The 19,277-nt window shown below is 65.9% G+C and carries 12 protein-coding genes and 1 pseudogene; 2 read left to right on the top strand and 11 right to left on the bottom strand.

All coding sequences use genetic code 11. The annotated features are described in order from the left end of the window. Positions 1 to 45 precede the first annotated feature (45 nt). From lasB to HMPREF2886_RS26575, 9 genes are all read right to left on the bottom strand, one after another. Positions 46 to 1,542, bottom strand: a complete 1,497-nt coding sequence (lasB, locus tag HMPREF2886_RS26535) for a M4 family elastase LasB (protein WP_033969866.1) — start codon at positions 1,540 to 1,542, stop codon at positions 46 to 48. Positions 1,543 to 1,829: 287 nt separating this feature from the next. Beyond that, the gene (gene recJ, locus HMPREF2886_RS26540) at positions 1,830 to 3,545 is read right to left on the bottom strand and encodes a single-stranded-DNA-specific exonuclease RecJ (protein ID WP_070748690.1); all 1,716 of its coding nucleotides are present in this window, start codon (positions 3,543 to 3,545) and stop codon (positions 1,830 to 1,832) included. Between the two features lie 43 nt (positions 3,546 to 3,588). After that, complete coding sequence (locus tag HMPREF2886_RS26545) at positions 3,589 to 4,128, bottom strand: YaeQ family protein (protein ID WP_003092594.1); 540 nt, start codon at positions 4,126 to 4,128, stop codon at positions 3,589 to 3,591. 106 nt (positions 4,129 to 4,234) lie between these two features. Next, positions 4,235 to 4,927, bottom strand: coding sequence for a phospholipase D-like domain-containing protein (locus HMPREF2886_RS26550; RefSeq protein WP_003092598.1), 693 nt, complete (start codon positions 4,925 to 4,927; stop codon positions 4,235 to 4,237). An 18-nt stretch (positions 4,928 to 4,945) separates the two neighbouring features. Further along, positions 4,946 to 10,186 (bottom strand): DNA repair ATPase, encoded by a 5,241-nt coding sequence (locus HMPREF2886_RS26555; protein WP_070748692.1) that lies wholly within the window; start codon positions 10,184 to 10,186, stop codon positions 4,946 to 4,948. A 149-nt stretch (positions 10,187 to 10,335) separates the two neighbouring features. After that, complete coding sequence (locus tag HMPREF2886_RS26560) at positions 10,336 to 12,402, bottom strand: flotillin family protein (protein ID WP_003092604.1); 2,067 nt, start codon at positions 12,400 to 12,402, stop codon at positions 10,336 to 10,338. Positions 12,403 to 12,437: 35 nt separating this feature from the next. After that, positions 12,438 to 13,079 carry a hypothetical protein gene (locus HMPREF2886_RS26565; RefSeq protein ID WP_033969875.1) on the bottom strand — a complete coding sequence of 214 codons (642 nt, stop codon included), beginning with the start codon at positions 13,077 to 13,079 and terminating at the stop codon, positions 12,438 to 12,440. A gap of 55 nt (positions 13,080 to 13,134) precedes the next feature. Continuing rightward, positions 13,135 to 13,830, bottom strand: coding sequence for a PspA/IM30 family protein (locus tag HMPREF2886_RS26570; protein WP_003092609.1), 696 nt, complete (start codon positions 13,828 to 13,830; stop codon positions 13,135 to 13,137). A gap of 14 nt (positions 13,831 to 13,844) precedes the next feature. Continuing rightward, positions 13,845 to 14,465 (bottom strand): biofilm formation regulator BacA, encoded by a 621-nt coding sequence (locus HMPREF2886_RS26575; RefSeq protein WP_033975742.1) that lies wholly within the window; start codon positions 14,463 to 14,465, stop codon positions 13,845 to 13,847. Positions 14,466 to 14,765: 300 nt separating this feature from the next. Between HMPREF2886_RS26575 and HMPREF2886_RS26580 the strand changes: the two genes are divergently transcribed. After that, the gene (locus tag HMPREF2886_RS26580) at positions 14,766 to 15,995 is read left to right on the top strand and encodes a CaiB/BaiF CoA transferase family protein (protein WP_073648776.1); all 1,230 of its coding nucleotides are present in this window, start codon (positions 14,766 to 14,768) and stop codon (positions 15,993 to 15,995) included. Between the two features lie 181 nt (positions 15,996 to 16,176). Here the strand turns inward: HMPREF2886_RS26580 and HMPREF2886_RS26585 are convergent, their stop codons facing one another. Beyond that, entirely contained in the window at positions 16,177 to 16,461 is a 285-nt protein-coding gene (locus HMPREF2886_RS26585; RefSeq protein ID WP_003092618.1) for a DUF3509 domain-containing protein, read from the bottom strand. Positions 16,462 to 16,614: 153 nt separating this feature from the next. Here HMPREF2886_RS26585 and HMPREF2886_RS26590 point away from each other — a divergent pair. After that, positions 16,615 to 17,777, top strand: a pseudogene (locus HMPREF2886_RS26590) (adenylate cyclase). Positions 17,778 to 17,830: 53 nt separating this feature from the next. On the opposite strand, the gene thrC reads toward HMPREF2886_RS26590, so the two are convergent. Beyond that, positions 17,831 to 19,240 (bottom strand): threonine synthase, encoded by a 1,410-nt coding sequence (thrC, locus tag HMPREF2886_RS26595; protein ID WP_003092622.1) that lies wholly within the window; start codon positions 19,238 to 19,240, stop codon positions 17,831 to 17,833. Between the last annotated feature and the right edge of the window lie 37 nt (positions 19,241 to 19,277).

The following is a 19,277-nucleotide window of genomic DNA, read 5'->3' on the forward strand; positions in this document are numbered from 1 at the left end:
CCCGACCGGCATTCCTTCCTGGAGTGCCGGCCGGAACCACCGAGCTTACAACGCGCTCGGGCAGGTCACGCCGACGGTGCTGAACGCCCGGGTGACGTCAGCCGCCGAGTAGTTGCGGTTCTGCGCCGAGCGAATCACCCCGCAGGCGCCGCTGTTGTAGTTGCTGGTGGCGGTCCAGTAGTAGCGGTTGGCGTCGACGAACACCTCGAAGGCCTTGCGGGTATCCCAGCCCGGCGAGTTGGCCAACAGGTAGAACGCACGGTTGTACACGCCGCTGGAGTGGTGCACGTCGATGCCGTTGTAGTACTGCGACGCGTTGTCGATGGATCGCCCGTCGCGGCTGGGCTGGTCCATGTAGCGCAGCGCACCGCTGCCCTTCTTGATGTCGTAGCCGATCAGGAAGTCGTTCTTGCCGCGCATGTAGAACTCGGCAGCCTCGCCGGCCATGTCGGAGAACGCTTCGTTCATTCCGCCTGACTGCCCGCGGTAGATCAGCCCGGAGTTCTGCTCGGTGAAGCCGTGGCTGACCTCGTGGGCCGCCACGTCCAGCGACACCAGCGGATAGAACATGGTGGCGCCGTCGCCGAAGAGCATCGCCGTGCCGTCCCAGTAGGCGTTCTCCACGCTGCGCCCGTAGTGCACCTTCATGTACAGCTTGTGGGTCAGCGGGCTGGTGCCGAACCAGTCCCGGTACAGTTTGAACACCACGCCGCCGAAGAAATGCGCGTCGTTCAGCGGCGAATAGGCGCCGTTGACCTGCTTGTAGGTGTTGGTCGGGCAGGCGAAGCGGAACGGCGTGGTCTTGCTGTCGTCGGTGCTGCCGTTCATGTCGACGGTGATGACGTTGCCGTCGTCCATCTCGCAGCGGTCGTTGACGATCAGCGGACCGTAGTCGCTACCGTAGGTGTACTTGCCGATCTTCTGGTTGCCGCCGGGGCCGCCCGCCTCGGCGTGGGCCAGGCCTTCCCACTGGTCGAGCACTTCGCCGGTCTTGGCGTCGATGACGAAATGCGGCCGCGACAGTCCCTCGCCGGGGATCAGGTAGGAGACGTTGTAGACCAGTTGGGCGATGTTGTTCTCGCCCAGACGGATCACCAGCTCCACCTTGTCGTTCTCGGTCTTGCGGCCCTGGGCCTTCAGGCTCTTGGCCTGGGCCAGCACCTGCTCGGCGGAGACCGTCGCGATGGTGCTGCCCGGCAGGTCGGCGGCGATGTTGGCGACGAAATGGCCGCTGCGCTGCGCCGCCACGCTCTTGCCGGGCCCCTTGACTTCGGTGATGGCTTCGCCGACCACCCGCACGCCGTTGTGGAATTGCTCGTAGCGGGTGACCTGCTTGCCGCTGGGCAGGGTCGTGCTGCGGATCGCTTTCAGTTCGTCGGCACCGCCGGCACCGACCGCGGCTTGCAAGGTGACCGGGCCGGGCGCGCCCTGGGCAGCCTTGCTGGGGAGTTTGGACACGTCGATCAGGTCGGCGGCAAAAGCGGCCGGCGAAACACCCATGATCGCAACGAACAACAGGTCAAGCGTAGAAACCTTCTTCATCTTGTTCAGTTCTCCTGGTTTTTTCAGGCCGAAGTACTCGGCCGACGCTTACCGCCGCCTTGTGGGCTGATCGGAACAGCCGTATCAGTCCTTCGGGTAGAAGGAACTGCACTCCCCTGGCTCGGTCCCGTTTTCGACGGTGCTTTCGTGTACCAAAAAGAACCCGCGGCCAAACCTGCCAGAACTGGCAGGTAGCCTTGATTTCGCCGGAAATCTGTATGTTTTCGCTGGAATAGCTAACAGAAAAGCAGGTGGCAGCTAGGTTGCCCGTGGGCCCCGTGGCGCGTTCAGCGAGGAGCCATGTGGACGATCATCAACTGCACGCTTTCCTGGCCGCGGAATTCGTTGACGTCGAGCTTGTAGGCCAGTTCGGCCCAGCGCACGGTGGGGTTGGGCCACTGCTCGCGGTCGATGTTGAAGGCAATGCCATCCAGTTGCAGCGAGCCGCATTCGCTTTTCAGCACCAGCTTCAGGTGACGCTCGCCGACGATCCGCTGCTGCACCAACTGGAACACCCCGTGGAACATCGGCTCGGGAAAGTGCTGGCCCCAGGGGCCGGCCTGGCGCAACGCGCGCGCCAGCTCCAGGTGGAACTCCTGGATGCTCAACTGGCCATCGGAGAGCAGGCGTCCGGCCAGATCCTCCTCGGCCAGCTGGCGACGCACTTCGGCATCGAAGGCGGCGGAGAAAGCGCCGAAGTTTTCCTGTGGCAACGATAGTCCGGCAGCCATCGCGTGGCCGCCGAACTTGCTGATCAGCCCAGGATGACGGGCGGCTACCGCGTCCAGCGCGTCGCGGATGTGGAAGCCGGGAATCGACCGTGCCGAGCCTTTCAGGCTACCGTCGCCGGCATCGGCGAAGGCGATGGTCGGCCGGTGGTAACGCTCCTTCAGGCGCGAAGCGAGGATTCCGATCACGCCCTGGTGCCAGTCGGCGTCGAACAGGCACAAGCCGAACGGCAGCTGCTCCAGGCTCAGTTCCTTGAGCTGTGCCAGCGCCTCGCGCTGCATACCCTGCTCGATGGCCTTGCGGTCCTGGTTCAACTGGTCGAGCTGCACCGCCATATCGCGGGCCAGCGCTTCGTCGTCGCAGAGCAGGCATTCGATGCCGAGGGACATGTCGTCGAGCCGACCCGCCGCGTTCAGGCGCGGACCGAGGATAAAACCCAGGTCGGTGGAGGTGATCCGCACCGGAGGCCGCCCGGCCACCTCCAGCAGCGCACGCAAGCCCGGCCGGGCACGGCCGGCGCGGATGCGCGCGAGCCCCTGGTGGACCAGGATGCGGTTGTTGGCATCGAGCGGCACCACATCGGCGACGCTGCCCAGCGCCACCAGGTCGAGCAGCTCGGCGAGGTTCGGTTCCTTCAGCCCGCGCCGGGCGAACCAGTCCAGCTCGCGCAGGCGCGCCCGCAACGCCAGCATCACATAGAAGATCACCCCGACCCCGGCCATGGCCTTGCTGGGGAATTCGCAGCCCGGCTGGTTGGGGTTGATGATCGCATCCGCCGCCGGCAGTTCCGGGCCAGGCAGGTGGTGGTCGGTGACCAGCACCTTGAGCCCCGCGGTTTTCGCCGCCTGGACGCCGTCCACGCTGGAGATGCCGTTGTCCACCGTCACCAGCAGGTCGGGACGCTTCTCCAGGGCCACGCCGACGATCTCCGGGGTCAGGCCGTAGCCGTACTCGAAGCGGTTCGGCACCAGGTAATCGACCCAGGCCGCGCCGAGCATGCGCAGGGCCAGCACGCCGACGCTGCTGGCGGTGGCGCCGTCGGCGTCGAAGTCGCCGACGATGAGAATCCGCTGGCCGCCCTCCAGGGCGTCCACCAGCAGCGCCACGCCCTCCTCGATGCCTTTCAGCTGCTGGTAGGGAATCAGCCGCGCCAGGCCCTTGTCCAGCTCCTCGGCGCAACGCACGCCACGAGCCGCGTACAGGCGTGCCAGCAACGGCGGAAGGTCGCCGAGATCGGGCAGGGTTTCGGGCAGGGGACGGGGTTCGATACGCATCAGGTCACTCGTTCGGCTCGACGGAAGGAAACGGCGGCGGCGATCAACGCTCGCCCTGCAGCCACTCCAGCTGCAACTCGTGCTGGCCGTTCTCGTCGGTGACAAACAGGGTGCCCTCGCTGATCATCACGGTCCAGTTGATCGAACGCGGCAGGTCGCGGGACAGGCTCTCCAAGGGTTCCTGGGGCACTGCCGCGACGTTGATGTTCTTCAGGCTGCGCACGCTGTCCAACACCTTGGTCTGCCAGACCCGCAGGTTGCCATAGGCGAGCAGGCTGAAGCGCTCGCAGCGGCGCGAGCACCAGGTGATGCGCTCGGCGTCCGGCTGGCCGACCTCGATCCAGTGCAGGACCCGGCCGTCCAGGCTCTTTTCCCAGAGCGCCGGTTCGTCCACGTCCGACAGGCCACGCCCGAAGGCGATCTGCTCGCCGTACCACAGCACGTAGGCCAGCAACCGCACGGCCAGGCGCTCCTCGGTCTCGGAGGGGTGCCGGGCCACGGTCAGGCGCAACGTCTCGTAGACCCCGCGGTCCAGGTCGGTGAGGGAAATATCGGCTTTATAGGGCGTGGATTGCAGGGCCATGGGAATACCGGCGTGGGAAGCGAAAGGGCGCAAGTCTAACCTGAAACCCGCCCGCGTGCGGTCCGCCGGCCGACCACCTGCCCTGCCTTTCTCGCGTCGCTGCCGCTCAGCGCGGGGCGTAGCGGCCCCAGAGTTCCTCGAACTCGCGCCGATAGGCGCCGATCAGCACGGCGTCGTCGGTTACCAGCAGGTTCTCTTCGTTGTTGACGCTGGCGCTGCGGGTCCAGTTGAAACTGCCGTTGAGCAGCCAGGCGCCATCCACCAGGGCAAACTTGTGGTGCATGTGGAAGGGACTGTCGTCGATTCGCAGCGGTACGCCGGCCTCGCGCAGCGCATGGATGTCGCTGCCTTCGTCGAACTGCTTGTCATCGTCGCTGATGATCCGCACCGGAACGCCGCGCCGATGGCAGGCCAGGATTTCCGCACTGAGCTGGTCGTCGGAGATGGTGAACACGCAGATGTCCAGGCTCTGCCTGGCCTGCCGGCACAGTTCGCGGATCTTCCGCCGACACTCCTCGCCGGGACTGAAATAGGCGCTGGCGCGGCTGCGCGGCGCCGCCGCGGTAACCTCCAGGGTGCGCACCACCTGCTCCAGCCACTTCAGGGCGGCTATCCGTTCGCCCTGTTCCTCCACGAGGACCAGCTCACGCACCAGGTCGAAGGCACGGTTGCGCAGGAAACGCACCTGGTCGGGCGCCAGCTCGCTGCCCAGTTGGCGCAGTTCGTCCCGCTCCTCGTTGCTCAGCTTCAGATCGGCCAGGCTGTCGCGCAACTGGCGGTCCAATCCGTCGAAGTCCATTTCCCGCTCCTCGTGTCCTCAGGGTTGATCGTTCTCCAGCGGCCTCTGCTCGCCGCCAAGCAACCGGCCCAGTTCGTCGAGGCGGCTGGATATCTCGTTGATACGGTTGTGCGTGCGCAGGTCGACGTCGATCTTGCGGTCCATCACCTTGATCAGCGGCAGGAAACTGTCCTGCAGGCAGGCGGCAAGGCTCTCCAGCACCTGCTGCACGCCCGGTTGCGCAGGCGCCGTCACCTCGACGTTCAGCGCCGGCGCAGCCTGGCCGAGCTGGCGCAATCCAGCCAACAACTCGTCCCAGGGCGCAGGTTGTACCGGCTGGGGTTCGCGAGCCAGGCCACGGACGCTTTCCACAAGGTCGTTGAGCTGCGCCACCAGCCGTCCGCCGACGTCGGCGTCGCTGCCGCCCATGGACTTGTTGCGCAGGAAGTCACGCTTGATCTGCGCCCAGCGCTCGGCCTGCTCGGGGCTCTGGTTGCCGCGCAGTTCGGCGAGCTTCAGCAGGTTCTCCTCAGCTCCGGTGGTCAGCAGCTGCGACTCGCCCTGGTAGTGGTCGGCGATCAGTTGCAGCAGCTCGGCGTCGTTCATCACCGCGGAGATCTTCTCCGCCATCTTGTTCATGTTGCGGTAGCTGCCCTGCAGCTTGAACGGCGGCTCGCTGCGGTACTGGTCGGCCTGGGCGGCACTGGCGATGTACTGCTGGTTGACCTTGAGCACCACGTCGCGCACCTGCATGAGGCGTTGCAGCGTGCTGCTGATCTCGTTGATCTCGGCGCCGCTGTAGCCGTGGGCCAGTTCGTTGCTGGAGAACGGCTTGCCCTCGGCCTTGGCGACGAAGCGATAGACGTCGGCCATGTCGCGGGTGGCCAGCGGCGCGAGAACCGGGTTGGAGGTCAGGGCGTTCTCGATGTAGCTGAGGGAGAACGCCTCCTGCATGCCGCTGAGGGTGTCGCCGAGGTTGTAGATGTCGGCGCGGTTGGCGAGCATGTCGGGAATGCGGAAGACCTCGCCGGACTCGGTGTAGGGGTTGCCCGCCATCACCACGCAGAACTTCCGCCCGCGCATGTCGTAGGTCTTGGTGCGGCCCTTCCACACCCCTTCCACCCGGCGCGTGCCGTCGCAGAGGGAGATGAACTTCTGCAGGAACTCCGGATGGGTGTGCTGGATGTCGTCGACATAGAGCATCACGTTGTTGCCCATCTCTAGCGCCAGGTTGAGCTTCTCCAGTTCCTGCCGCGAAGTCGCGTCCGGCGCCTGCCCGGGGTCGAGCGAGCGCACCTCGTGGCCGAGGGCAGGACCGTTGATCTTCATGAAGATCAGCCCCAGGCGGTGCGCCACGTACTCCATCAGGGTGGTCTTGCCGTAGCCTGGCGGGGAGATCAGCATCAGCAGTCCCATCAGGTCGGTGCGCTTGTTCTCGCCCACCGTCCCCATCTGCTTGGCCAGGTTGTCGCCGATGACACCCAGGTAGACGTCATTGATCAGTTTGTTGCGAACGAACGAGGACAGCGGTCGCGGCTTGAACTCGGCCAGGCGCAATGCCTCGCGCTCGCGTTCGACGATCTCCTGGCGCAGCGCCTGGTAGCGCCGCAGCCCCGGCAGGAACTGCTGGCGATGGCGACGCAGGCGGCCGAAGAAGTCGTCCACCGCCAGCGCCAGGCCGCGCTCGACGATGCGCGGATGCTCGCCCATCAGGCCGTCGACCTGGAAGCGCAGGTCGACCTCGGTGATCCGTCGTGGCATCTCCTCGTCCAGCAACGAGAGCGCCACCGCCTCGTCCAGGTAGGCCGCCAGAGGCTGGAACTCGGCGTCGCCGCATAGTCCGCGCAGCCAGTTGCCGGCCAGCTCCCACTGGGCGGCGGGCCGCTCGCCGAGGCGTTCCAGGGTCTGCTGGTAGTCGTCCCATAGACGTGCGCCTTGCAGGCGCAGCTTGAGTCCTTCCTGCAATTGCCGGGCATATTTGCTGAAGGTGAACTCGGGACGTTCGGCGGACAATTCCCAGACCAGGTACTCGGCCGCCTCGTCGATATGCTGCGGATTCAGCGCGATGGGCTGTTCGGCGAGCAGCGCACGCATCGCCGCGGCCACTTCGCAGCGAAGGGCGAGCAGGCCGTCGTCGCGACCGAACATCTGCTGGATGCTGCGGCTGCTGCGTGCCCGCTCGGGCCAGCCGGCGACTTCCCGCTCCTCGCGCCGGCGGCTCCAGAACAGGCTGGCGAAGGCCCTAGCCGAAGGCGCGTAACGCAGCAGTCCGGCACTCTCGCGCAATGGCAGCAGGCGAACCAGGATCGCCGCCGCATCGTGGTCGTGAATACCTTTCTCGTAGCCCTCCTTGTAGCGCGGCGCGGCGAAATCGCGGATCGCCCGCGCCAGCTCGTCCGGCTGCGCCAGCAGCGCCTGCAAGCGCTCCAGGCTGAAGCCATCGCGGCCCGCGTCGGCGGCGGCGAGCACTTCGCCGGCGAGATATTCGGCGCGGTACAGCGTCTCCGATTCGGACTCCAGGTTCACCTGCCAGAACTCGCGCAACTCATCGAGCCGCGGGTCCTGCAGCGGTTCGAGGAAATCGGTGCCGGTCAGGTGCAGGTACAGCGCGTCGCCGCGCGGCATCAGGGTCAGGTCGAGTTCCTGGGTGTTGACGCTGAAGCGGTGGCGCGGGCCCAGGCGGATGACGTCGCCGCCCTCCTCGAACAGCTCGCTCTTGTCGCGCAATGCGCGGACCGCCTGGTCGCGCGCGGCCTTCAGGCGCGCCTCGACGTCGTCGGCCTTGACGCTGTCCTTCAATTCGCGAAGACGTTCGGCCAGTTCGCGCAACTTGAGGATCAGCGGGTCGGCGGCGAAGAACGCGTTCAGTTCCTCCGCCTGGGTGAAGCGCGCGGTGCGTCGTTGCAGGCTGTCGAGGATTCGCCGGGCGGCGTCGAGCAGTCCCTGGGCCTTGCGCTGGCGCTCGTCGAGCAGGGTCTGCTTGTGCGCCTCGAAGGTTTCCAGCAGCTCCTCGCGCTTGGCCAGGATGTCGCCGAGGAACTGCTCATGGTCGCCGAACTGGCTTTCCAGTTCCTCCAGTTGCACCAGCAGGCGCGACAGTTGCTCGTCGCAGCGCTCGGGGTCCTGGGCCTGGGCCAGGGCGTTGGTGATGCCCTGGCCGAACAGTTTGAACTGGGCGCCGAACTGGGCCACGGTCTCGCTCGAACCGAGTCCCTTGCGCCGCTGCTCGGCGCGCGCCTTGGCCTGGTTCAAGCGGGCGTAGATCTCCGAGATCGACTCGATGATCCGGGTCCGCTGGGTAGCGTCGTCGATGCGCAGCGAAGCCATCAGCGAGGACAGCATGTCGAGGTCGCCGGCCATCGCCTCCAGGGCCGCCAGCGGCTCGCCGAGCTGGGCCACGGTCTCGGCCTTCTGCGCCTCACCATCGAGGCTCTGCAGGCGCTCCAGCAAGGGCTGCAGAGCCTGTTCGCTGGCGAGGAAGGTCGCGGTGGCGGCGGCCACCCGCTCATGGGCTGCGAGCAGTTCGGCCTCCATGGCGTCGAGTCGCGCCACGTCGATGTAGCGGTACTCGCGGATGGTCAGCAGCAACCCACGCTGGGCGGTGATGCCGTTGAGCCCGTCGACGAACTGCTGCACCCGGTCCCAGCCGTCGGGCAGCAAGCCGGAGAGCAGCGCCTTGTGCCGCTCCTCCGCGTCGACCATCGCCTGGGCCGACTGGCGGCGGATACTCTCGACCTTCTCGTACTCGTCGAGCACCAGCTCGGCGGTCGCCGCCACTTCGCGCAACAGCGGCGCCAAGCCGTCCAGTTGGTCGCTGCCGAGCCAATGGTAGATGTCGAACAGGCGCTGGGTGTTCTGGCACAGCAGCGAGTAGCGCTGGATCGAAACCGCCGGAGTCTCGATCTCCCGGCACAGGTCGTAGAGGTCGGAGACGCCGCGCACCAGCTCGGCATTGCCGATCCGCCCGAGGAAACCGCTACGCGCCGGTTGGCGGGCCGCGTACTCCTCGGTGCAGAACGGCGTCTGCCAGACCTGCATCGGATGGATGCGGGTCGGGTCCTCGCCTTCGGCGGCGAAGATCACCATGCGTCCGTCCTCCAGGCGCGCGTAGCCGTGGCCGAACAGCGGATTCTGCAACTGGCGGTTGATCAGGTTGTAGGTGAGCAGCACGTTCCGCCCCTGCTCGGGATGGTAGAAAACGTACTGCACGTCCTCGCCGTTGGGCGAGCGTACCGAGCGCTTGAAGCGCATGCCTTCCATGGATTGCTCGAAGGTGCGGTACTCGCCGTTCTGCAGGTAGTAGCCGCCGGGGAAGATGATCCCGTGGTCCTCCGGCAACTGGATGCAGGCCAGGCCGATGGCGTCGATGCGCTCGACCTTGCCGGTCAGGCTGTTGAACACCAGGTAGCGCCACTGCTCCTCGCGATAGGGCAGGACCTTGAGCAGCAGCAGGCTGCCGAGGCGGGCGAACTCAACCTGCGCGTCGTCCAGCGACTGGGTCTTGTCCATCACCTCTTCGCGATAGATGCCCAGGCCGACCTCGGTGTTGTTCTCGACCTTGATGGTCAGGTCGCCGCCAATGGTCTCGACGAACAGGGTGTCGAGGATGTTCAGGTGCGGGAAGCGGCCCTCCACCACCATCTCGCGGGTAGCCCGCTGCCATTCGAAGTCGAACGGTGCCGGCAAGGCGATGTCGCGCTCGCCGCGGTTGTCGATGTAGCGGACTTCGCTGCCGTCGCTGGAGATCGACCAGCGGAACACGCGGATATCGGTGATCCGCTCGCCGATCTGGAAGCTGGCCAGCAGCTTGCCGTCGCGGATCGCCAGTTGCAGCAGGCGGGTGTTCTTGTAGTAGGTGTAAAGCTCGTTGAAGTCGTTGACGAAGCCCGGCGCGGCGAGAAAGCTGTCCCCCAGTGGCACAGGCTCCGCCTCGTAGCCTTCGCTGCCCTCCACCAGGCGGTAGAGGGAGAACACGTCGGCCACGCCGGTTTCCTTGCGCAGGCCGATGAACACGTTGTAGCCGAACAGCAGGCAATCGCCGACCTGGACGATATCGCGGGCGATGCAGTTGTTCTCGGTACGGATGCGGACCCGGCCGATCACATCCATCTGGCTGTCGCCGAACTCCTCCAGGCGACTGGCGTTGAGCCTTTCGGCGGTCTGCCGCAGGCGCTGGCCCTGCTCCAGCAGGCGCTTGTGCAGCACCTCGTAGGCGCCGCCCTCGGCAACGGCCTTGTCCAATACGTCCTGAGCGGGAGTTGCGGCTTGAGTGTCCGACATCCTGGTCTTCCTGGGTCTACGGCGGTCATCGATGGAAACCGGCCCGAGCGGTCTACCCGGGGCGCAGCCAACAGGCCACGCCAGGGGCCGCGCCGCTCAGGGCGCGGGCGGAACGCCTCCGCAGTTGGCGGAGGAGGCTGCGGGTCGGCTCAGACTTCCGCAGCCGGCTCGTTCTCGTGGCCGCTCTTGCGCTCCGGCACCACCGCAGCGGCTGCGCCACGGCCGTTGAGCAGGCGGGCGAGGACGTCCTGCACCACCGGGCTCTTGCCGACCACACCTTCGATGGCCTTGCCCACCGACAGCGACTTGGCGAAGGAGTTGAAGAAGTCGCCCTCGCCGCCAACGATCTCGATGTTCGCCTTGCCCAGCGCGGTGGCGAGCACCTCGGCCTGGTCCTTGGCGATGTCCTTGTTCGCGGCGATGGCCGCCATGGCCTCCTCGAAGCTCTTCTCCAGCTGCATGCGGAACTCTTCGTGCTGGCGAGCGCTGTCGCTGAGGGCATCCAGGGCGCCGAACTTCTTGCCAAGCCCCTCGGCCTCGGCATTCAGGCGCTGCAGCAGTACTTCCGCTTCCGCGCTGCCCTGGTCCTTGGTGGCCTTGGCCTTGGCCGCGCCGAGCTGCTCCTCGCCGCGCGCCTGGGCGCCGAGCTTCTCGGCCAGCACCTTGGCTTCGGCCAGGCCGTCCTTCTCCTTGGCCGCAGCCTGCGCCTCGAGCACCCGGGCGTCGGCCAGGCCGCGCTCCTCGTCACCCCTGGCTTCGGCGATCAGTTGTTCGGCACGTACCCGCGCCGCTGCCAAGCCATCCTTTTCCTTCGCCGCAGCGGTGACTTCCAGCACCCGCGCATCGGCCAGGCCCGGCGCTGCGCGCTCGGCCTCGATGCCCTCGGCCAGGCGCTTCTTCGCCTCGGCCTGCTTCGACGCCGCTTCCAGCTCGGCCTGCGCCATGGTGTTGATTTCCACCGCCTTGTGCTTGGAGCGGGCCTCGTCGGCTTCCGCCTGCTTGACCTGGCGTACCAGCTCCTGCTCGGCTTCCGCCTGGGCCTGCAGCAGGATCACCTGCTTGACCCGCTCGGCCTCGGAAACCTCGCGCACCTCCTTGATCCGCTCCTCTTCCTGGGCCACGGTCTTTTCCACTGCGACGCGCTCGCGAATCACATTGGCGATGTTCTTGCGCTGCTCTTCCAGCGCCTTTTCCTTCTCGATCTTCTGCAGTTCCACCTCACGCTCGCGGGCGACGATCTCCAGGTCCTTGGCGCGGGTGACCTTCTCCACCTCGATGACTACCGCGCGCTGGCGGTTCTGCTGCGCCACCTCGACCTCGCGCTGGTGGTTCTCGGTGCGCACGTCGATTTCCTGCTGCGCCTGGATCCGTGCCTGCTCGGCCTTCAGCCGCTCCTCTTCCTTGACCCGCGCGGTTTCCGCTTCCTCGCGGGCCCGGATGGTCTCGATCTCGCGCTTCTGCCGGGCTTCGGCGTCAGCCTGCTGGCGCTCCAGGGCCAGGGCCGCCTCGCGGGTCTCGACGTTCTTCTTCTTGATCGCCAGCTCTTCGTTGCGCTCCAGTTCGTTGGTGATGACGTTCTGGGTGGCGGTCAGCTCGGTGATCTTGCGGATGCCCTCGGCATCGAGGATGTTGCTCGGGTCCAGCGAGTTCTTCGCGGTCTGCTCCAGGTAGTCGATGGCGACGTCTTCCAGGACGTAGCCGTTCAGGTCGTTGCCGATCACCTCGATGATGCGGTCACGGAAGTCCTGGCGATTCTCGAACAGCTGGACGAAGTCGAACTGCTTGCCGACGGTCTTCAGCGCCTCGGAGAACTTGGCGTTGAACAGCTCGTTCACCGCCGAACGATCGGAAGCACGGTCGACGCCGATGGCCTTGGCCACCTTGAGCACGTCGTCCTGGGTCTCGTTGACCCGCAGGTAGAAGGCAACGGTGATGTCCGCGCGCATGTTGTCACGGCAGATCAGGCCGTCCTTGCCGCGCCGGTCGACCTCCAGGGTGATCAGCGAGATGCGCATGAACTCCTTCAGGTGGATCACCGGATAGACCAGCGCACCGGTGAAATGCACCTTGGGCGTCGACGACATGTCGTTGACGATCAGCGCGGTGCCTTGCGGGACCTTGATGTAGAAGGCCTTGAACAGGGCCAGCAGGCCCACGACCAGCAGAACGACCAGGCCCACTCCCAGCAGGAGGGGCATCAGCGACGTCATATCCATAGCAGCAGTTCTCCTTGATTCTCACCGAGCCCGGGTCAGATACCGCGGAACTCTTCCTCGGTAACGACCCGATAGGCGTGCTCCGCCTCCAGGTACTCCAGCAGCACGACGCGATCGCCGCGCTTGAAACCTTTGTTCTCTTCCGCACGTACTTTCAGGATCAGCCCGGCGCCGCCGTCTTCCAGCAACGCCTCGCCATGTTGCAGGGTGACCCGCCCGCTACGCACCACCGCGACCTGGCCCAGCACCGACTTGTTGCTGGTGCTTTCCAGCTTGCGGAACAGCGGCCGCAACGGTCGGCACAGCGTGGCCGCCAGCGGCGCCGCCAGGAACAGCGCGCCCACCGCCACCACGGCGCCCAACGGGTAGCGCAGCCAGCCGAGCGGCAATGCGCTGAGCAGCCACAGCTGGACGAAGTAGCAGAGGAACCAGGCGAAGAAGGACAGCAGGGTCAGCACCAGGGTGACCGGTACGCCGTTGAGTTTCAGCTTCGCCAGCAGCGCGGCGAGGCCTTCGGCCTGGCCGGCGCCATCGACGACCGACTCGGCGTCGAGATCGAGCACATCGATCTCGACCATGCCCAGGGCGACGATGCCCCAGTAGATGATCGCGAGGATCAGAAGAAAGCTGAACAGCACGGTCGGAAACGACAGCGCCGTCTGCAGGAAACCTTCCATTATCGCTCTATCCCTGAAAAACGGGCCCGGACACCTTCGCCGGGCCGCGGGCCTATCAGGCCTTGCCCTTTTCCTTCAGGCGCGCCAGCACGCCATCCACGCTGTTGCCCGAGGCCTTGATCCCGGCCGCGCGCAGCTTGGCGTCCAGCGCATCGTCCGGCGCCGCCGCGCTGGCCAGTTCGGCCGCGGCATCCATGGTCGCCGCGCGTTCGGCCTGGCGCTGCTTGATCCGCTCCAGGGAGTCCACCGCGGTCTGCAGCTTGCTCTTCGAGTTGCCATAGCGCTGGGCCACGGCCATCTGCGCCTTCTGCACGCTCTCGGTGGCCTTGACCGTATCCACCTGTTGCTTGAGCTGGCGGATGTTGCCCTCGGCCTGGCTCACCGACTTGCGCAACTGGGCTACGCTGGCGGCGAATTCCGCGACCTGGGCACGCTCGCCCTCGAGCTGGTTCTCCAGGGTCGCGATCTTCTCCGCGACCTCCCGGGCCAGCTCCTCGTTGCCGGCCTCCAGTGCCTTGATCGCGTATTGCTCGTACTCGGCGACCTGGGCCGCGCCCTTCTCGACGCGCTCCTGGGCCAGGCGGTGGCGGGCCATGATCGAGGCCAGCGCTTCTCGCGACTTGCGCAGTTCGACGTCGGCGTCGCGGATCTCCTGGTCGAGGATGCGCAGCGCCTGGCTGTCGACGATCGCCTCGCCAACCTCGTTGGCTCCGCCGCGCAGGGCGCTCAGCAGCTTGCTCCATACCGTCATGATGGTGTCCCCCCTCAGGCCCGGGCTTTCAGGTAGCCGGCGTAGACTTCCGTGGCGCGGATCACGTTGCCGGCCAGGGTTTCGATTTCGTGCAGCACGCTGGCCAGCGACGAAGTCGTGCTCAACGCGCCGAACATGCTGTAGCAGCGCTCCTCGCCCGGCAGGTTGAGCAGGCCGATGCTCGACAGCGGGAACAGTTGTCGGCTGAGCAGGACTTCTTCGTTGAAGGCGGTCGCGTCGGTAACGTCGCTTTCCGGCCAGAGCAGCGCCTCGACGATGATCTGCTCGCCCTGGGGCGCGACGAACACCGGCAGGTCCCCGTATTCGCGCATGATCACGTAGAGACTCGCTTCCGCCCCCTCGATCAGCTCGATCTGGGCCTCGCCGCTGCTGAACAGCTCGGTGCCGCTCAGGGCCTCGGCCAGCGAGCGAGCGTTCCATACCCGGGCTTCCGTCATGTCTTCCTCCTTCTCCAAATGAGCCGCTCCGGCAGCCGGGCGACGCAGCATCCGCTCGATGCCGGCGAGCGCCACGGCGTTCTCCGGCAAGATCCAGACTTCCTTCTTCACCAGGCCCTGCTCGCGCAGGCGCTGGCGAAAGACACGCTGATAATGGGCTGATGATTTCCGTTGCATGGACTCACACTACGAGATCACATGTAAGATTTCAACAGCTCACATGTAATAAAATCCAACCCACACGCATATCTACGCCGGGCCGGCCGGAGCATGGAAAGAAACACGGGAGGAAAGAGAGAAAGAAATGGCACGAGGGGCCTCCCTGGCTCGGTGTCTGGGGCTACATCCTGTATCGACTCCCGCATTAAACCCTCTATGCAAAAGGAATTGAAGGACCGCCGGGCATATCGGGAAAAAACGGGAAAAGTCTCACCCTATCGCGGCACCCGCCCGCACCGCCGGCAAATGCTCTAGGCTATGCGCACACTGCAGCCTGACGGACACCGCATGGAACATTCGCCCAAACCCCTGGCCGGCCTGAAGGTGGTCGAGCTCGGCACCCTGATCGCCGGCCCTTTCGCCTCGCGGATCTGCGCCGAGTTCGGCGCCGAAGTGATCAAGATCGAGTCGCCCGACGGCGGCGATCCACTACGCAAGTGGCGCAAGCTCTACGAAGGCACCTCGCTGTGGTGGTTCGTTCAGGCACGCAACAAGAAATCCCTGACCCTCAATCTCAAGCACGCCGAAGGCCAGGCGATCCTGAAACGCCTGCTCGGCGATGCCGACATCCTGATCGAGAACTTCCGCCCCGGCGTACTGGAAAAGCTCGGGCTGGGCTGGGGCGTCCTCCACGCGCTGAACCCGCGCCTGGTGATGGTGCGCCTGTCGGGCTTCGGCCAGACCGGCCCCTACAAGGACCAGCCGGGCTTCGGCGCGGTCGGCGAGTCGATGGGCGGGCTGCGTTACATTACCGGTTTCGAGGACCGCCCGCCGGTTCGCACCGGGATTTCCATCGGCGACTCGATCGCCGCCCTGTGGGGCGTGATCGGCGCGCTGATGGCGCTGCGACACCGCGAGGTCAACGGCGGAGAGGGGCAGATGGTCGACGTCGCCCTCTACGAGGCGATCTTCGCCATGATGGAGAGCATGGTTCCGGAATTCGACGTGTTCGGCTTCATCCGCGAGCGCACCGGCAACATCATGCCGGGCATCACCCCCTCCTCCATCCACACCAGCGCCGACGGCCGCCATGTACAGATCGGCGCCAACGGCGACGCGATCTTCCGCCGCTTCATGCAGGCCATCGGCCGCGACGACCTGGCCAGCGACCCGCGACTGGCCAGCAACGACGGGCGCGATGCGCGTCGCGACGAACTCTATGGGGTTATCGACCGCTGGGTCGCCTCGCAGCCCCTGGAGGAGGTGCTGGCGGTGCTGGCGCGAGCCGAAGTCCCGGCCAGCCGCATCTACTCCGCCGAAGACATGTTCCGCGATCCGCAATTCCTTGCCCGCGAGATGTTCCTCTCGGCACGCTTGCCGGACGGCAAGCCGTTCCGCATGCCTGGCATCGTGCCCAAGCTGTCCGCCACGCCGGGCTCGGCGGATTGGGTAGGCCCGGAACTGGGCGAGCATACCGATGCCCTGCTCACCGACCTGGGCTACGACACCGAGCGCATCGCCGCCCTGCGCCGGGAAGGCGCCGTCTGAACGGTATGCGGAGCCCTTCATCGGTGCTCCGCGGACAGGGCGCCCTCCCCCCCTATCAAGCAAGGGAGAGGGGGTATCCGCATGCATCCACGAGCATGGCGCCATCCGGCAAGAGCCGCTGCACCGGCGCGCGCCTTCGGCCTGAACGCCCGATCGCGACGCGCCCTCGAACGAGACGGCGCTAGCGCGACGAATACAGTAGCACGTGATCCCGTTCGCGGAAGGTCGCCAGCACGTCTTCCTCCATCCGCCCGACCAGCACCTGCAATTCGCGGCGAATGGTCTGCACGGCATCCTCGAGATAGCTTTCGTCGTTCAACTGCACCTTGGCGATGACCCGCTGCAACAGGGTTTCCCCCTGCGGATCGACCAGCGTGACCACCCGTCCGCCATCGGGCCGGGGCTGGCTGAGGGTGAAGGGATGGGGAGCGAAGGCATCGGCCAGTCGTTGCTTCAGGCTGTCCAAATCAGGTCTCCTGTTTCGACGATAAGACTCGTCAAAGACCGAAAAAACGCGAATTGGGTTCGTCGATGCAAGAATTTACCGGACTAACGGCAGCATCTGGCGAAAGGCCACGAGCCGGCGCAAATAGCCATTCGATCTTAGTAAAAGCAACGCATCGGTCACCCCGCTATAAGGGAAGCACCGGGAAAAACTCCAACCATCCCACCCTCGCGCAGCGCCTTCACCTGCTCGAAGTTGCAGTATCCGGCACGCCCAGCAGGCAGTAACAACGAGACTTCCCCAGCGTATCGAGCAGCGAGGATCTCATGACCGCCTTCGCATCCCCCCGCGGCGCCTGGCGCGCCTTCATCCTCGCACTGGCATTCGCCGCCGGCACGGCACAAGGGTCGCTGCTGTTCGGCGCCGTCGGTCTGGCCAACGACCAGTACGCGCGGACGGTGGCCGACACCGAGATCGCCAGCACCGCCGTGCTCGCCGATTGCCGTGGCTTCGTCGGGACCATCGCCAGGATCGTCCTGCTGGACGGCTCGATCCGCTGCAACGAGGCTTTCCCCTATGGCTTCGCCAGCCCGATCAGTACCAGCGTCTACTATCCGGCGGACATCGCCGCGTCCGACGCCAAGCTTCCGGTCATCACCTTCGTCGGCGGCATACTTTCCAACGCCGGCAACTATCACGAACTGATGAAACTGTGGGCCAGCCACGGCTTCATCGTGGTGATCTCCTCCGACTTCATCAATTCCTTCCCGCTGATGCACGCCCTCGGCATCCTCGAGGTCGCGAAACTGGACAAGGACCCGGCCTCGGCCCTGCATGGCCGGGCCGACTTTTCCCGGACGCTGGTCGCCGGGCACTCCGCCGGCGGCCAGGCCACGCTGCAGAGCGCCAGCCTCTCTGCACAAGCCCTGCAACTCATCGAGCCACGGTTGAAGCTGGTCGGCGCCCTGCCGATCGAGCCAGGCCCCCTGGCCATCGGTTCCACGGTAAAGACCCCGACCCTGCTGCTGACCGGACTGGCCGATGCGGTCGTGCCGCCGCTCAGTTGGCCGATCCTCTGGCAGGGCCCGTTGATCCGCAACGTGCCCGCCTGGGGCGCCACGGCCACCACGGCGACCCACTTCAGTCCTCTGCGACAGATCGAGTACAACGAGTTCGCCGGCATCAGCGTCGCCTGGGCGCTGTATCAGGGAAAGAACGACGCCCAGGCCCGCGACTATTTCGTCGGCCGCTACTACAAGCTGGCCAGCGACATCCAGTTCAACGATCCGCTGAGACTGCTCCGTCCCTCGCGCAACAAACTCGCCGCCGCCCTTTGAGAAGACACGAAGAAGCCCGCCATCAAGGCGGGCTTCTTCCTTTCACGACAGGCTCAGAGCGGCTTGCCGCGATTGCCGTGCTGGCTGACGAAGGCCTGTACCTTGGCCAGCTCGTTCGGCAATACCGTGCAGCGCTCCTCGCGCTCGAACAGATCGGCGAGGTGCGCAGGCAGCGCCGGCGCCTGACCGATGCCGGCCTTCTCCACCGCTTCGGGGAACTTGACCGGATGCGCAGTGCCCAGGGTCACCATCGGCACGCTCAGGCTGCGCCGGCATTCGCGGGCGGCACGCACGCCGATGGCGGTGTGCGGGTCGAGCAACTCGCCACAGGAGCGGTATACCTCGGCGATGGTCTCGCAGGTCTGCTCATCGCTGACCGCCAGGGAGTCGAACAGCTTGCGCGCCTCGGTCCAGCGCTGGTCTTCCACCGACAGCTTGCCGCTGGCCTTGAAGGCATCCAGCAGTTCGGCGACGGCCTTGCCGTTGCGGCCGTGCAGGTCGAACAGCAGGCGTTCGAAGTTGGACGAGACCATGATATCCATCGACGGCGACAGCGAGGGATGCAGGGTGTCCTTGTCGTAGCGGTTGCCGCTCATGAAGCGGTGCAGGATGTCGTTGCGGTTGGTGGCGACGATCAGTTGGCTGACCGGCAGGCCCATGTTGCGCGCCAGGTAGCCGGCGAAGATGTCGCCGAAGTTGCCGGTCGGCACCGAGAACGCCACCGAGCGGTGCGGCGCGCCGAGCTGCAGGGCGGCATGGAAGTAGTAGACGATCTGGGCCATGATCCGCGCCCAGTTGATCGAGTTCACCGCTACCAGGCGGGTACCCTTGAGGAAGCCCTGGTCGGCGAAGCTGGCCTTGACCATCTCCTGGCAGTCGTCGAAATTGCCTTCGATGGCGATGTTGTGGATGTTGTCGCCGAGGATGGTGGTCATCTGCCGGCGCTGCACCTCGGACACGCGGTTGTGCGGGTGCATGATGAAGATGTCGACGTTGTCGCAACGGCGGCAGCCTTCGATGGCCGCGGAGCCGGTATCGCCGGAAGTGGCCCCCATGATCACCACGCGCTCGCCGCGCTTGGCCAGCACATGGTCGAGCAGCCGGCCGAGCAGTTGCAGGGCGAAGTCCTTGAAGGCCAGGGTCGGACCGTGGAACAGCTCCAGCACCCATTCGTTGCCGTTCAACTGGCGCAGCGGCGCCACTGCGTCATGAGCGAAGACGCCGTAGGTTTCCTCGAGGATCTTCTTGAAGTCGGCATCGGCGATACTGCCGGCGACGAACGGGCGCATCACCCGGAAGGCCAGCTCGTGGTAGGGCAGGCCGACCCAGGAGGCGATCTCCTCGAGAGTGAAACGCGGCAGGTTTTCCGGGACGTACAGGCCGCCGTCGCTGGCCAGGCCGGCGAGGAGGACATCTTCGAAGTTCAGGGCGGGCGCTTGGCCGCGGGTGCTGATGTAACGCATGTTCAAAACCTTCGCTGTTGACGCGGGCCCGCGAACG

This window comes from Pseudomonas sp. HMSC066A08 (assembly GCF_001813025.1).
Taxonomy (GTDB): Bacteria; Pseudomonadota; Gammaproteobacteria; order Pseudomonadales; family Pseudomonadaceae; genus Pseudomonas; species Pseudomonas aeruginosa.

Bases quoted from the DNA above. Each gene is read 5' to 3' on its own strand.
- thrC (WP_003092622.1), bottom strand. From the start codon at position 19,240: ATGCGTTACATCAGCACCCGCGGCCAAGCGCCCGCCCTGAACTTCGAA.
- HMPREF2886_RS26560 (WP_003092604.1), bottom strand. From the start codon at position 12,402: ATGGATATGACGTCGCTGATGCCCCTCCTGCTGGGAGTGGGCCTGGTC.
- HMPREF2886_RS26545 (WP_003092594.1), bottom strand. From the start codon at position 4,128: ATGGCCCTGCAATCCACGCCCTATAAAGCCGATATTTCCCTCACCGAC.
- HMPREF2886_RS26565 (WP_033969875.1), bottom strand. From the start codon at position 13,079: ATGGAAGGTTTCCTGCAGACGGCGCTGTCGTTTCCGACCGTGCTGTTC.
- lasB (WP_033969866.1), bottom strand. From the start codon at position 1,542: ATGAAGAAGGTTTCTACGCTTGACCTGTTGTTCGTTGCGATCATGGGT.
- HMPREF2886_RS26575 (WP_033975742.1), bottom strand. From the start codon at position 14,465: ATGCAACGGAAATCATCAGCCCATTATCAGCGTGTCTTTCGCCAGCGC.
- HMPREF2886_RS26570 (WP_003092609.1), bottom strand. From the start codon at position 13,830: ATGACGGTATGGAGCAAGCTGCTGAGCGCCCTGCGCGGCGGAGCCAAC.
- recJ (WP_070748690.1), bottom strand. From the start codon at position 3,545: ATGCGTATCGAACCCCGTCCCCTGCCCGAAACCCTGCCCGATCTCGGC.
- HMPREF2886_RS26550 (WP_003092598.1), bottom strand. From the start codon at position 4,927: ATGGACTTCGACGGATTGGACCGCCAGTTGCGCGACAGCCTGGCCGAT.
- HMPREF2886_RS26555 (WP_070748692.1), bottom strand. From the start codon at position 10,186: ATGTCGGACACTCAAGCCGCAACTCCCGCTCAGGACGTATTGGACAAG.
- HMPREF2886_RS26580 (WP_073648776.1), top strand. From the start codon at position 14,766: ATGCGCACACTGCAGCCTGACGGACACCGCATGGAACATTCGCCCAAA.